This is a genomic window from Thermus sp., from assembly GCF_040290245.1.
GTDB lineage: Bacteria > Deinococcota > Deinococci > Deinococcales > Thermaceae > Thermus_A.
Window position 1 is genome coordinate 28,126 of sequence record NZ_PSMQ01000007.1, and the last position, 13,532, is coordinate 41,657.

At 64.6% G+C, this 13,532-nt stretch carries 12 protein-coding genes and 1 pseudogene; 4 read left to right on the forward strand and 9 right to left on the reverse strand.

All coding sequences use genetic code 11. From position 1 onward, the window contains the following. Positions 1-24: 24 nt before the first annotated feature. From C4301_RS02015 to C4301_RS02025, 3 genes are read right to left on the reverse strand one after another with little or no spacing between them, the layout of a single operon-like run. Complete coding sequence (locus tag C4301_RS02015; protein WP_352413449.1) at positions 25-1,272, reverse strand: histidine kinase dimerization/phospho-acceptor domain-containing protein; 1,248 nt, start codon at positions 1,270-1,272, stop codon at positions 25-27. Between the two features lie 11 nt (positions 1,273-1,283). Then, positions 1,284-1,961 carry a response regulator transcription factor gene (locus C4301_RS02020; protein WP_352413450.1) on the reverse strand — a complete coding sequence of 226 codons (678 nt, stop codon included), beginning with the start codon at positions 1,959-1,961 and terminating at the stop codon, positions 1,284-1,286. A 9-nt stretch (positions 1,962-1,970) separates the two neighbouring features. Continuing rightward, the gene (locus tag C4301_RS02025; RefSeq protein ID WP_352413451.1) at positions 1,971-2,411 is read right to left on the reverse strand and encodes a c-type cytochrome; all 441 of its coding nucleotides are present in this window, start codon (positions 2,409-2,411) and stop codon (positions 1,971-1,973) included. Positions 2,412-2,581: 170 nt separating this feature from the next. Here C4301_RS02025 and C4301_RS02030 point away from each other — a divergent pair, with 170 nt between their 5' ends. From C4301_RS02030 to C4301_RS02040, 3 genes are all read left to right on the forward strand, one after another. Further along, entirely contained in the window at positions 2,582-4,255 is a 1,674-nt protein-coding gene (locus C4301_RS02030; RefSeq protein ID WP_352413452.1) for an ABC transporter permease, read from the forward strand. A 10-nt stretch (positions 4,256-4,265) separates the two neighbouring features. Then, positions 4,266-5,522, forward strand: coding sequence for an ABC transporter ATP-binding protein (locus C4301_RS02035; protein WP_352413453.1), 1,257 nt, complete (start codon positions 4,266-4,268; stop codon positions 5,520-5,522). A gap of 127 nt (positions 5,523-5,649) precedes the next feature. Continuing rightward, a complete protein-coding gene (locus tag C4301_RS02040; RefSeq protein WP_352413462.1) occupies positions 5,650-6,825 on the forward strand; it encodes an Nramp family divalent metal transporter in 1,176 nt (391 codons plus the stop codon). 66 nt (positions 6,826-6,891) lie between these two features. Here C4301_RS02040 and C4301_RS02045 read toward each other — a convergent pair whose 3' ends face one another. Genes C4301_RS02045 through C4301_RS02070 form a run of 6 tightly spaced genes read right to left on the reverse strand, consistent with a single transcriptional unit; the run spans position 6,892 to position 11,688 of the window. Continuing rightward, positions 6,892-7,095 carry a hypothetical protein gene (locus C4301_RS02045; protein ID WP_352413454.1) on the reverse strand — a complete coding sequence of 68 codons (204 nt, stop codon included), beginning with the start codon at positions 7,093-7,095 and terminating at the stop codon, positions 6,892-6,894. Between the two features lie 9 nt (positions 7,096-7,104). Next, positions 7,105-8,067 carry a hypothetical protein gene (locus C4301_RS02050; RefSeq protein ID WP_352413455.1) on the reverse strand — a complete coding sequence of 321 codons (963 nt, stop codon included), beginning with the start codon at positions 8,065-8,067 and terminating at the stop codon, positions 7,105-7,107. 28 nt (positions 8,068-8,095) lie between these two features. Then, the gene (locus C4301_RS02055; RefSeq protein ID WP_352413456.1) at positions 8,096-9,133 is read right to left on the reverse strand and encodes a heparan-alpha-glucosaminide N-acetyltransferase domain-containing protein; all 1,038 of its coding nucleotides are present in this window, start codon (positions 9,131-9,133) and stop codon (positions 8,096-8,098) included. Further along, the gene (locus C4301_RS02060) at positions 9,130-10,263 is read right to left on the reverse strand and encodes a polysaccharide deacetylase family protein (protein ID WP_352413457.1); all 1,134 of its coding nucleotides are present in this window, start codon (positions 10,261-10,263) and stop codon (positions 9,130-9,132) included. The genes C4301_RS02055 and C4301_RS02060 overlap by 4 nt, the downstream gene beginning before the upstream one ends. Before the next feature lie 10 nt (positions 10,264-10,273). Beyond that, positions 10,274-11,188, reverse strand: coding sequence for an NHL repeat-containing protein (locus C4301_RS02065; protein WP_352413458.1), 915 nt, complete (start codon positions 11,186-11,188; stop codon positions 10,274-10,276). 26 nt (positions 11,189-11,214) lie between these two features. Next, positions 11,215-11,688 (reverse strand): hypothetical protein, encoded by a 474-nt coding sequence (locus tag C4301_RS02070; protein WP_352413459.1) that lies wholly within the window; start codon positions 11,686-11,688, stop codon positions 11,215-11,217. A gap of 1,090 nt (positions 11,689-12,778) precedes the next feature. Between C4301_RS02070 and C4301_RS02075 the strand changes: the two are divergent. Further along, a pseudogene (locus tag C4301_RS02075) lies at positions 12,779-13,462 on the forward strand (transposase); the annotation flags it as partial. Positions 13,463-13,532 lie beyond the last annotated feature (70 nt).

Genomic DNA, 13,532 nt, shown 5'->3' on the forward strand with positions numbered 1-13,532 from the left:
CTGAAGGCCCATCGGCCCTTGGGGCTAGGCATCCCCCGCCTCTAAAAAGCCTTCGCGCGGCGGTTTCCCCTGGCCGAAGACCAGACGCGCCCTAAGCCCCTTTAGGTTTTCCAAGTGGAGCTCGGCCCCCAAGGCCTTGGCCACCGCCCGGACCACCCTAAGCCCGAGGCCTTCCCGCCTGGGTTCGAGCAGGCCCGGCCCCTCGTCCTCCACCTCCAAGACCGCGGAAGAACCCTGATGGAAAGCCCGGATCCATACAGTCCCTTTACCATGGAGAAGAGCGTTGTAGACCAGGTTGTTCAAAGCCTGCTCCAAGAGGCGGGGATCGGCCTGAACCCGGATGGGTTGGGCCTCGAGGGCGAGCTCCCGGCCCATCCTGAGGGCCAGGGGTTGGAAGCGGTCAAAGGCCGCTCCCGCCGCCTCCCCCAGGTCCACTGCCTCCCAGCGGGCCTCCCCGGCTTGGGCTCGGGAAAGGGTGAGGAGGTTTTCCGCCAGAACCTCCATCCGAAGGGCCTGGTTCCTAAGGCGGAATAAGGCCTCGCGGTCCGCCTGCCCCCTTTGAAGAAGCCCCTCCAGGGCTGCCCTTAAGGCGGCGATGGGGGTTTTGAGCTCGTGGCTGGCCAAGGCCAAGAAGACCTGCTCCCGCTTCCGTTCCGCCTTTAGCCGCTGGAGGAGGCTGCCAAAGGCCTGGGCGAGCGCGCCCACTTCGTCCGGACGGGGAGAAAGGGGGGCCTCCTCAAAGCGTTCCGCAGCCTGGGCTAAGGTGACCAGGGGGAGGAGAGCGCGGCCCATGAGGAGGTAAGCCCCCAGGAAGGCAAGCCCCCCAAGGGCGAGCACCACAGGCAGGGAGAGCTTCAGATACCAGGAGAGAAGGCTCTGGTAGGCTGTAAGGGACTGGGCCACCAGCACCTCCCATCCCCCTCCTCCCCCGCGGTAGACCCTCCAGCCTTCCAGGCTGGCAAACCCCTTGACCGTCGACAAAAGCCTCCAGGGCGCCCCGGGGGCCCCCCCCTCGAAGACCAAATGCCCCCCCCGGTACACCCGGGCCGCCGAGGGGGTATCCCCCCCCAGGATCTCCTCCGCAACCTCCGGGGGGATCTCCCCCTGGGTGCGGGCTGCTTCCAGGAGCGCCGTAGCCTGGAGCCGGAGGTCTTGGTCCACCTCCCTCAGGACCACCCGGACCAGGAGGAGGTAGGAGATCCCGACCCCCAGGACAAGGCCTGAAAGGGCAATGGCCCCAGAAAGGAGGGCGAGGCGAAGCCGCAAGCTCATAGGGGATGGCCTCAGCCTGTGATCGTGGGTTCGGGGACCCGGTAGCCAAGACCCCTTACGGTTTCGATCACCCCATCCCCCAGCTTTTTGCGCAGATTTTTGACGTATACCTCCACCAGGTTGGTCTCGCTCTCGTACCCGGGGCCCCAGATGCGCTCCAGGATCTCCTCCTTGCTGAAGAGGCGTCCCTTGTTTAAAAGAAGAAGCTCCAGCACCTGGAACTCCTTGGCCGTAAGGGGGACGGGCCGCCCCGACTTAAGGACACGGCGGCCTTCCACCTCCAAGACCAGGTCCTGGTGCTCTACCCGCTTCGGCCGCACCTCCCCCCGGCGCAAAAGGGCTCTGAGCCGGGCCACCAGTTCCGGGAGGGCAAACGGTTTGGTCAGGTAGTCCTCACCCCATTCCAGGCCTCTCAGACGGTCTGGCAGCTGGTCTTTAGCGGTAAGGAAGAGAATGGGCTGGAGGAACCCCGCCTCGCGGATGCCCTGGGCCAGTTCAAACCCCGCCTCCTCCCCCTCGGGGAGCCGGACATCCAGGATGAGGAGGCGGGGGTTCGAGGAAAAAAGAAGCTCCCAGGCCTGTTCCGTGCTTTTAGCCCAAAACACCTCAAACCCAAAGGCCAAAAGGGCCTCCTCCAGGGCAAGCCCCAACGCCTCATCATCCTCGAGGAGGAGCAGGGGGGTTTTCATCCGCCCCCTTCAAAGCCCTAGCTTTTTGCGCCACGCATAGACCTGCTGGGGGGTAAGGGGTTTGGACCGCTGGGCCTTGACCTCCTGGTCGGTGAAGGGCTTCTGCCCGGGTGGGAGTTTGTTCCCAAAACTGGTGGAGATGTAGTTCAAGATGGCCGCGATCTCCGCGTCCTTTAACTGGGAACCCCAGGCCGGCATCGCCCCGTTGTACTTCTTTCCCTTGACCACGATCTCGCCCTGGAGCCCGTAGAGGAGGACGTTCACCAGGTAGGTTCGTCCATCCTTTTTGGCCAGGATCTCCTGAACATGCCCCGCCAGGGGCGGGAAGGACCCGGCCAGGCCCTGGCCGCCCGCTTGGTGGCAGACCTGGCAGTACTGGGAAAAGAGGCCTGAACCGGACTGAGCCAAGGCCAGGGAAAGGGCCAAAACCGCTCCGAGCGCTTGCTTCATCCTGCACCTCCTAGGCCTAGGATATTCTAAACCCTGAACGGGAGCTGAAGCGTGAACCCCTTGCTTTTCGCTGGGGAAGGGCTATTCTGGAGAAGGTTATGGAGGGTCTGCCCTCGAGTCATAGGACCTGAGGGCCGCCCTCGGGCGGCCCCGGGGAAAGGAGGCCGCCCGTGGTCTACCGTCCCAACCGGTTTGATTTTCTGGTCCTTCTCTCTTTTTTTGCCCTTCTCGCCCTCCTGGCCCGGATCGGGCACGAGCTTTCCGCCCCCCTTCCCCCTGCCGGGAAGATCCCCATTTCGCTGGACCCCCGTCACCTTCCGGAGTATGCGCTGCGGAGCACCTTCCGAATGTTCGCCGCCTTGGGGCTTTCGCTTCTTTTCACCCTCACGTACGCAACCCTGGCGGCCAAGTCCCGTCTGGAGCCCCTCCTGGTTGCCCTCTTGGACATCCTCCAGTCCGTGCCCATCTTGGGGTTTTTGTCCTTCACGGTAACCTTTTTCGTGGGGCTTTTCCCAGGCCGGGTGCTGGGGTTTGAGCTGGCCAGCATCTTTGCCGTCTTTACCTCCCAGGCCTGGAACATGGCCTTCAGCTTCTACCAGTCCCTTAAAACCGTGCCCCGGGATCTGGACGAGGCGGCCCGGCTCTTCGGCCTTTCCCCTTGGCGGAGGTTCTGGCGCCTCGAGGTTCCCTTCGCCATCCCCGGCCTGGTCTGGAACACCATGATGTCCGTCTCTGGGGGGTGGTTCTTTGTGGTGGCTTCGGAGGCCATCAGCGTGGGCCGGACCGAGGTGGCCCTGCCGGGCCTGGGTTCATACGTGGCCAAGGCCATCCAGGAGGCCGATCTTCCAGCCGTTTTGTACGCTCTTTTGACCATGCTCCTGGTCATCTTCCTTTACGATCAGCTGGTCTTCCGGCCTTTGGTGGCCTGGAGCGAGAAGTTCAAGTACGAGGATAGGCCCTCCGAGGAGGCGGAAAGCTGGGTCTTGGACCTCTTCCGGAGGACCCGGTTTTTGCGCAGGGTTTCCGCCTGGCTGGCCGAGGCCCTCTGGGAGGCCGCGACCCGCCTGGAGCCCCTGTTTCACGCCCGGTCTATACGGATTGGACGCGCCTGGACGTACGCCTTTTACGGGACCTTGGCCCTGGTTTTCTTGGCCGGTGCCCACGCCTTTTACCTCTTCTTGAGGCCGCTGGGGTTTTTCGAAGTGGGGCGGGTCCTCCTCCTGGGCCTGATCACCTTGGCGCGCGTCCTCGTCCTCCTCGTCCTGGCGGGGCTGGTCTGGGTGCCCGTGGGGATCGCCTTGGGCCTAAGGCCGGACCTGGCAGGCCGCCTCCAGGCTCTGGCCCAGTTCCTGGCCGCGTTTCCCGCCAACCTCCTCTACCCCATTTTCGCTTACCTTATGGCCCGCTACACCCTTTCCCCTGAGGTCTTCACCGCACCCCTCATGGTTTTGGGCACCCAGTGGTACATCCTTTTCAACGCCCTGGCCGGTGGCATGGCCCTCCCGGGGGACCTTCGGGAAGCGGCGGCCAATTTGGGCCTCAAGGGACCCCTCCTCTGGCGCAAGGTTCTCATCCCCGGAGCTTTTCCCTACCTGGTCACGGGCTTCATCACCGCGAGCGGAGGAACATGGAATGCCTCTATCGTGGCCGAGATGGTGAGCTGGGGCGGCCTCACCTTCAAGGCCACGGGCCTGGGGGCCTACATCGCGGAGTGGACAGGCCAAGGAAGTCCCTCGCATGTGCTTTTGGGCATCCTGGTGATGAGCCTTTACGTGGTGGCGTTGAACCGGCTTGTCTGGCGCCCCCTCTACTTTTGGGCCGCGGAGCGGTTCCGCCTTGGGTAAGGTGGGAAGGATGAGGATCCTGGAGGCGGCCAACCTCAAGAAGGCCTTCAAAGGCCCCAAGGGCCAGGCTCACCCCGTTTTAAACGGGGTGAGCCTGGTTTTGAGGGAAGGGGAGATCGTGGCCCTTTTGGGCCGGTCGGGAAGCGGGAAGAGCACGCTTTTGCGCATCCTGGCCGGCCTCATCCCCCCTGACGAGGGGGAGGTCCGCTACCGGGGGCATCCCGTCAGGGGGCCGGTCCCCGGGGTGGGGATGGTCTTCCAAAGCTTTGCCCTCTTTCCCTGGCTTACGGTGTTTGAGAACGTGGAGCTCGGCCTCGAGGCCAGGGGCGTTCCCAAGGCGGAACGCAGAAGGCGCGTTCAGGAGGCCATTGCCCTCATCGGCCTCGAGGGGTTTGAGACCGCCTATCCCAAGGAGCTTTCGGGAGGGATGCGGCAGCGGGTGGGGTTTGCCCGGGCCTTGGTGACCCAGCCGGATGCGCTTTTTTTGGACGAAGCCTTCTCCGCTTTGGATGTGCTCACCGCGGAGACCCTTCGGAACGACCTACTGGACCTCTGGCTGGAAGGGGCGATGCCCACCAAGGCCATCTTGCTGGTGACCCACAACATCGAGGAGGCGGTCTACCTGGCGGACCGGCTTCTGGTCCTGGGCAGCCCGGGGCGTATCCTGACGGAGCACCCGGTGGCCCTTCCCCATCCCCGGGACCCGGAGAGCGAGGGCTTCCGGAGCCTGGTGGAGGCGGTGTACGAGGTCCTCACCCAGCGCCCCGAGGAGGAGGCGAAGGCGGAAAGGACCCTGGCCCAAAAGCTCCCCTCCGCCTCGGTGAGCGCCATGCTGGGGCTTTTGGAGACCTTGGACCGGATGGGGGGCCGGGCGGACCTGCCGGAGCTGGCCGAGGAGCTGGCCCTCGAGGTGGACGATCTTTTCCCCCTTCTGGACGCCCTCGAGCTTTTGGACTTCGTGCGGCTCGCCGCGGGAGACGTCGAGCTGACCGAGCACGGCCGGGCCCTGGCCCGGGCGGAGGCTGGGCGCAAAAGGGAGATCTTCGCCGAACACCTGCTAAGGCACATCCCTTTGGCCGAGCATATCCGCCGGAGCCTGGACCTAGCCCCTGGCCACCGGCTGGGCGAGGAACGGTTCTTAGAGGCCCTGACCCTTCACCTCACCCCTGAGGAGGCCCGTCAGGTCCTGGACACCCTTATCGAGTGGGGACGGTACGCGGAGCTTTTCGCCTACGATGACCAGGCGGGGGTGCTCTACCGGCCTTGACAAGGAATTTAGGCTATCCTAAAATCCAGGCGAGAGGAGGGCTCGCCATGCCCGATTCCGCCCTTCCCCACCCCAAGCCCCTTTGGTACTACCTCGGGCCCGCGTTCCTTGTGGCGGTGTGGGGTACATGGACCCGGGCAACTGGGCCACGGACCTCGAGGCGGGTAGCCGGTACGGCCTCGCCTTGCTTTTTGTGGTCACCTTTTCCAGCGGGGTGGCCATCCTGATGCAGGCCCTTTCCGCCAAGCTTGGGGTGGTTACGGGGAAGGACCTGGCCCAACACCTCAGGGGCTTTCGCGCCTGGCCCCTCTTCTTCCTGGTGGCCGCCTTGGCCATGGCCGCCACCGATCTGGCGGAGTTCATGGGGGTGGCGGTGGCGCTCAACCTCCTTTTCGGTATACCCCTGCTTCTAAGCGCATTCCTAACCGTTTTGGACGTCCTTTTCATCCTCTGGCTTGAGCGCTTCGGCCACCGCGCCATCGAGGGGATCATCACCCTCTTCGTGGCCGCGGTGGGCCTTTCCTACGCGTACGAGGTCCTTCTGGTCCACCCTAGGCTTTCGGAGGTGGCCCTCCGCCTGTTCGTTCCGGAGCCGGGGCCGTTTTCCGGGCATGCCCTCTACGTGGCTCTAGGCATCCTCGGAGCCACGGTCATGCCCCACAACCTCTTTTTGCACTCCGCCCAGGTGAAGACCCGGCTCCCGGATCAAGGGGCTTTGCCGCCAAGCGGGAGACCCCGTCAGGCCGCGTCTGCGATTTACCGGTATGCCCTTTGGGACACCCTCATCGCCCTGGGGGCGGCCTGGATGGTGAACGCGGCCATCCTGGTGGTGGCCGGCACCTTGTTTCACGACCGGGGCCTGGTCATCCAGGACCTGAATGAGGCCTATCGGACGCTTTCGCCCCTCCTCGGCCCCCTGGCGGGAACGGTCTTCGCCTTGGCCCTTCTGGCCTCCGGCCTTTCCAGCTCCACCACGGCCACCCTCGCGGGCCAGGTGGTCTTCGAAGGCTTCCTGGGACGGTGGAACCCGTTTCTTGGCCGGCTTGGCCTCCGGCTTTTGACCATGCTGCCAGCCGTGGTGGCCATCGCCCTTTCCGCCAAGCCCATGGACCTTTTGGTCTTCAGCCAGGTCTTTCTCTCCCTAGCCCTCCCCTTTGCGGTCTTGCCCCTGGTGGGCCTCACCTCCGACCCGCGGGTGATGGGGGAGATGGCCAACCCCCCCTGGCTCAGGGTCATCGCCTGGGGGGTGGCCCTTCTCCTCGTGGGGCTTAACCTGTGGCTGCTTTTCAGCTTGAAGGGGTAGGACCCAAAGGGCACCCGGGGGCCAAGGTGTGGCCCCCGGGTGCCCTCCTGAAGCGGGGTCCGGGCGTTAGGGCTTAGACTTCCTCATCCCCTTGGTGTTCCGGACCCCCTTGTGCGCCTTTTTGTGCGCCTTCTTGTGCCACTTATGCACTTTGGACTTGGCGGTGGCGTGCACCTGGGCCTTGGGCTTGGCGGGGGCGGGGGCCTGGGCGTGCCCATGGGCCAGGGCCAGACTGCCAGCCAGAAGCGCCGCGAGGAGGAACCTGTTCATCCGCATCCTTCACCTCCAAGAAAAGGGTAGAGGGGCTAGCTGAAGCGAGGCTGAAGCGTTCCGGGGCCCGGGAGGGATATAGCCCGCCTGCCCGTAGAGGTCCAGGGCTTTTCTCAGAAGCGCTTTGGCCTCCTCCTCCCGCCCCTCCTTTTTGAGCACTAGACCCAGGAGGTAGGTGGCCAGAGGGTTTTTCGGCTCGAGGGCCACAGCCCGCCGTAGGAAAGCCTCGGACCGGGCGAGGCCTTGGGGGGTGGCCGGGCCGAGGAAGCCCCCGGGGGTTTGTTCGCCCCGGTAGTAGTAGAACTGGCTCCGCACGAAGGAAAAGGGAAGGGGTGTGACCTCCTCGGGCTTCAGGGTCTGGCCCCTGCCCACGTCCACGTAGCGGAGGATGGCATGGTCCTCGCTATAAACTGGCTTCAGAAAACGGTAAACCCCACCCGCTTGGGCGAAAACCCCCCGGTGCTCTACAAACGGGGTGGGATCGGAGGCGTCCACCAAAAGGTCCTCCTTGCCCAGCTTTAAGACCGCTACCGCATGCCCCAGGTTGCTTTCCTTCCCCTCAGGGTTCTGGTAGACCATGTAGACCCCGGTGGAAAACCCCATCTTTTCCAGGAGGGCGGCGATAAGCACGGACTGGAGGAGGCACTGCCTCTCCCCACGGGAGGCGGCATAGGCGAACTCGTACCCCCGTTCCAGGCTGAAGTGGGGCAGGAGGCGCTTGACCATCCGGTGGACCTCCAAAGCCGCTTTGACCGGCCCCTCCTTCTGCCAGCGGAGGAGGGCTGCCTCTAAGGCAAGGCGGGACTCGCGGAGAAAGGCGCTCCGGAACCAGGGGATGAAGGGCGGGGCACCAGCGACCTCCCGGTAAGAGTCCCTAATCAGCGTCTTAAGGCCTTCCCCGTCCCAGACGAGGCTCTGCCCTAGACCCTCTATGCTCCCGAGGAAGGCCAAAATCCAAAGGGCGCGTTTCATGAAGGTCAGCCTACACCCAGATCCCCCCTCAGACCTTGAGGAAGATCCCCCTCCGGTAAAAGAGGTACATCACCCCCCACCAGAGGCCAATATACCCCAGAGTGAAAGCCCAGCCCGCCCAAAGGGGCCCCATGGTCTGGGCCAGGAGGGAGAGGAGCCTGTCCTGGAGGGACTCCTCTCCGAGCCTCAAGCGCATGAGGATCCCGAGCTTGAAGGCCACCGGGAGGACGTAGGCCAGAAGGGGGTTGGCCCCCAGGGCCCGGACCGCCTCGAGGCCACGCGGGGGCTTGGCGTCTAAAAACTGCAAAAGGCCTAGGAGCAAAGCCCCCACCCCAGCGGTGACCAGGATGTACGGGGGGGTCCAGTAGGTCTTGTCGTAGGGAAGGCCGAGGCGGAGGGCGAGCCCCAGGACCAAGGCGGCCCAGGCCAAGGGGTAGACGCCCCGGCCCCCGCGCCCCAGGGCCTCCCCCACCAGGGTGCCAAAAAGGACCAAAGCCCCCGTGGGGATGGCGGAGAAAACCCCCCTGAGGCCCAAGGGGGCGAGGTAGGTGGCGTTCAGGTGGCGCATCAGGTTGGCCTCTTCCCTGTAGACCCCCTGGCCCACCCCGGGGACGGGCACGAGGAGGAGGGCGGCCTCGTAGACAAGGAGGAGGAGGAGGGCCAGAACCCCCCGCCTGAGGGGGGGAAGGTCGTACAACCAGGCCCCAAGCCAGTAGGCGAGGGCGATGAGCTGTAAAACATCCAGGGTAAAGACGAGATGCCCTGCGGAAAGGCTGCTGAGGCCGAGGCCCAAAAGGAAGAGGAGGGCCACCCGGCGGAGGATCCGCACCTCATAGAGCCATTCCGGCCTCCCCGAGGCGAGGAAGCGTCTTCGGGAGAAGGGGATCGCCACCCCCATGGCCAAAAGGAACCAGGGAAAGACCCAGTCCGCCAGGTAGACCCCGCTGGCGAAGGGGGCGTGGCCAAGCCAGGAAGGGGGGTTGTAAAGGGTTTGGTTGTTCACAAAGAGCATGAGGAGGACGGTCAGCCCTCGGAAGACATCCAAGGCGAGAAGGCGGGCGCTCATCGTTGGGCCTGGAGGCTGACCAGGTGGGTGACCGTGCCCAGGGCCAGCCCCTTCTCCTGGGCGAGGTGGGCCAGGCTGGGAAGGAGGTGGAGGCTCCCCACTACGTTGTCGTGTAGGAGGACGATCCCCCCGGGCCGCAGGCGGCTGAAGAGGCGCTTTTTCAGCGTATCCTCGGGGAGGTTCTGGTAGTCGCCGGGGTCGTCCGTCCAGAACACCGTGGTCAGGCCGAGTTCCCGGCCGATGCGTAGGACCTCCCGCGAGTACCGGCCTCCCGGGGGGCGGAAGTAGCGGACGCGTTCCTGGGTCAGGGCATAGAGGACCTCGGAGCAGGCCGAGATCTCCTCTCGGATCTCGTCCGGGGGCAGCTTGGGTAGGCGGAGATGGTGGAAGGTGTGGTTGCCCAGCTCGTGCCCCGCCTGCACCAGGTCCCGCACGAAGTACGGATAGGCCACCGCGTTCCGTCCGATGACGAAGAAGGTGGCCTTCAGGTGGAGCCGGGCTAGGGTGTCTAGGAGGAGGGGGGTAAAAAGGGGGTGAGGGGCATCGTCAAACGTGAGGGCCACCCGGTTGGTCGCCGGATCCCCGTGGTAGATGACCCTGCCTCTCGGACCAGCCCGGCTGGCCCGGGTCTGCTCTACCTGTTCCCGGACCAGAAGCGGTTTGGAGCCTTGGAAGACCAATCCCGCCTCGGGCTCGAGGTCCGGTTCGCGATTCGGGGGGCCTGGGCTCGGGTTGAGCCAGAGGCGCTCGTATTTGAGGCCTTCTTTAAGGAAGTCCTCGAGGCGGTCTTTGGGCACGCTTGCGGTGAGCAGGGGAAGAGGACCTTCGGGCCCTTGGTAAGGGGCCGGGTAGAGGCTTATGTCCACCTCGGTCAGGTTCCTTTTTTCTTCAAAGGCCTGGCGGACCCCCTTCCGGGCTGTCTCCAGAAGCCGCTCAGCGGGGGCGGGTGCGACCTCCATGACCACGTGGGCCACCGTGATGTGGCCGTTGCTTAGGTAGACCGCCCGCCGGACTCCCGGAAGGGGAAGGTTCAGCGAAGGTAGGGGGTAAGCCGGAAAAACCTTTTGTACAGGCCCCGCCTCTATGGAAGGAAGGGGCGCCAGGGCCAGGGTGAGCAGAAAGGGAAGCACGCCTCCCATTCTAAGGGACTCGGTCCATCCCATCCGGGAAGCGGAGCTGCCCCACACCACTGCCCGGTCGGTCGGTCTGGCCGTACTGGAGCACTACGCGGTTGGTTTTTCGGTCCAGGACCAGAACCCGGTGCCTCCAGTCGTCGGTGAGGGCCACCAGGCCGTTGGGAAGCCCCAGGGCCACCGAGGGGTGGTCAAGCCGGTGGGCGGGGTCCTTTGGGGCGTAGCGCCAAAGGATGCGGCCCTGGAGGTCCAGCTCCACCACCGCTCCAGGCCTCCACCAGTCCACGACGAGAATCGTCCCCCAGGGGGTTAGGTTGGCATCCGAGGGGTAGTGCAGGGGAAGGGGAAGGGTCTTGAGCCGGCGGCCGTAAAGGTCGGTGATGGCCAGGTCATGCCCTTGAATTTCCGTAACGATCAGCCGATCCTTCCCCAGGGGGAAGGCCCCATTGGGTTTGTTGAAGAAGCCGTCCCGATTCCGGCAGACCCGGGTCTTGCCCAGCGTGCGGACCAGCCGCCCTTGGGGAGAGAAGAGGAGGACCCGGCAGTTTCGGATATCGGCCAAGGCCAGAAGGCCGGAGGGGAGGGGAACCAGATCGTCCGGGTTGTCCAAGGCCTCAGGCCCCGGTTTGAAGGGCCGGCCGTAGGTCCAAAGCGGACGGCCTTCCGGATAGGTGACCTTGCCCACGAGGTCGGCCTCCGGGTCGGTGACGTAGACCGCGGCTTCCCCGGGGGCGAAGAAGACATCGTCCGTGTACCGGAAAGGCGGGGGCAGGACAAGGGCCCGCACGAACCGGCCCCAGCCGTCAAGCTCCACCAGCCTGTGGTTTCCCGCGTCCGCGATGACCAACCCCCGCCCAAGGGGCGGGGTGGGGGTTTGACCCAAGGCCAGGCTCAGAAGGGAAACAAGAAGGATCCAGGGCATTGCGATTGGGCCACGGGGGACCGGTCTCAGCGCTCCTTGCGCGCCCCCTGGTGCTTGGCGGATGGGGTCCTGTCCTCGAGGTGTTCCCTTCGGGAAGCAACCGCCTCCTCCGGCTTGCCCTTCTGCTCCTCCTGCTCGCTTTTGCCCCGGCTGAGCACCAGCTGGCCGTCCTTCAGGGCAAACCCCGGGGCGTGGAGAAGCTCAGGAAGGGGGACGAGCCTTCCGTCCACCAGGAGCTTGACCTCGCCCAGGCCCCGTCCTTCCCCTTTGACCGTGACCGGCAGGTTCACCGCCTTTCCGTCCGGAAGAACGATGCGCAGGATGGCCGCCTGGGCCAGGGGGCCGGGGGCGGTCTGGGAAGGCGTCTGTCCTTCCGTGTAGGTCCAGAGGACCTTTCCCGAAGGGTCAAGCAGGGCAAACCGGGTGCCCTGGGGAAAGGAGCCACCCGCCAGGGCCAGGGCCGTAAGGGTTGCGAACAGGGCTAGCGCACGTCTCAACATAGCACCACCTCCTCCTTCCTCGAATATACCGGGAATATACCGGGCCGGCTGAACCCAAGATGAAATTCCTCTGCCGCCGGGAACGGGGGCCCCGGCCTCCCTAAACCAGGGGCCGCGCAGCTTCAGAGGGCCTGGTCTACGCCCCCAGCGCGGCTGGAGCCCTTCCATGGCATACACCCTACCGTCCCGAAGGACGGCATAGCGGTTGCGGATGTTCCGCACAGCGTTGACGTCCGCTTGATCCTGCCCTTCCTGGGCTGGCCTACGTGCAGGTCTTCGAAGACCAGTACGGCTCCCGGCGGGGCCCACTGAACGAGTCGTTTGGCGGTCTGTCGCGAACGTTCTCGTCCGGTTGCGCTGCTTGCGTCCAAGCCGTTTGAGAAGTCTGCGGACGCTTCGGGTGTCCCACTTCTCTGCCTTTCGGGATGCAAGCTTGCGTGGAGCCGCGATCGGGTCTTGCGGGTGCGTTTGTTCCTGATCTTCACCTTTCCAGGGGAAATCCCTACCTCCGAGGCCCTCTAGCAGGTGTATGGGGAAGCAGTTTGTCCTCCGTTCTGGGAACGGGAGCGGAAAAGGTGTTGTGCTCTACACGATAGACCACGACAGACACTGAGCCGCTATCTTGACCCGACCGAGAAGGACACAGGCGAGTGACCAAGGTCTACCAGGAGGTCCTGGGTACCTCAGCTTCGTGTGGGCAGGCCCTGGTGCTGAGATTCTTCAGGATTCGGTCGGGGAAATATTTGCGAAAGTAGTTCGCAAATATAGCTGTCGGCGCTGGCGTCGGATTTCCAACACCTGCCACATCAAGTGGGGAATTCCCCACCTCCCACACACCACCGGCGCCGGGTCGATTCCACGGTCAACGATGACGTGTCCGGATTCGAACACCTCGCACCCCCCACAATCCCACTTAGCGGAGATTTCGGGAGAAGTTTCAAACCCTTATAGGTACGGTCAGAACGCGAGTGCCGGGAGTAAAGGGGAAAATTGTGTAAAGCGCTCTGGAATTGGATAGGGGGTGAGGAAGATGCCAAGGGCAAGGGAAAGCGGAGAGGGCAAGCCTTGCTAGACCCGGGCCACCGACCGGCTGGACGGCCTGGTGGACGAACTCTACAGCCGCATGGCCAAAGGGGAGCACCCATGGAACGGGAACGGGCCCGCTTCCTGGCCTCCCTGGACGGCCAGGGGGAGCAGGCGGGCGGCTTCTACCCCCGGAAGCTCAACCTCAAGGTCCCCAGGGTCCGCCACGCCAAGTCCTTCCGTCCCGCCCCCCTCCCACCCAGGTGGAAACGGACGGCTACTCCCTGTGCTCCCCTCAGACACCTCCCGTGCTCCCGTCAGGGACACCTCCTGTGCTCCCGTCAGGGACACCTCCAGGCCCAGATGCAAAGGGCTCCGGCGTCCCTGGGCCTCCCCTTCTCAGAGCAGGCCCTGCAGGCTGCTTTCGCGAAGCGAAACACCGAGTTGCTTTCGCGAAGCGAAACACCGGGCGGCCAAGGCCCTCATCCAAGACCAGCTGGACTTCTACAAGTCCCAGCCCCTCAGGTCCGACTGGTTCGCCATCTTTGTGGATGCCTACTGGGCCAAGCTCGGGACCGAAAAGGGCAAGCTCGTGGACCTTTCCCTGTTCGTGGCCGTGGGGATTGATCTGGAAGGGCATAAGGAGGTCCTGGGATTCTGGACCCTGGAAGGGCGGGAGAACAAGGCCTCCTGGGTCCAGGTCCTGCAAGACCTGATCGCCAGGGGGGTGCACCGGGTCCTCCTCAAGGTACGCTTCGCGTGACCAAGGTACGCTTCGCGTGACCAAGGTACGCTTCGCGTGACCAAGGTACGCTTCGCGT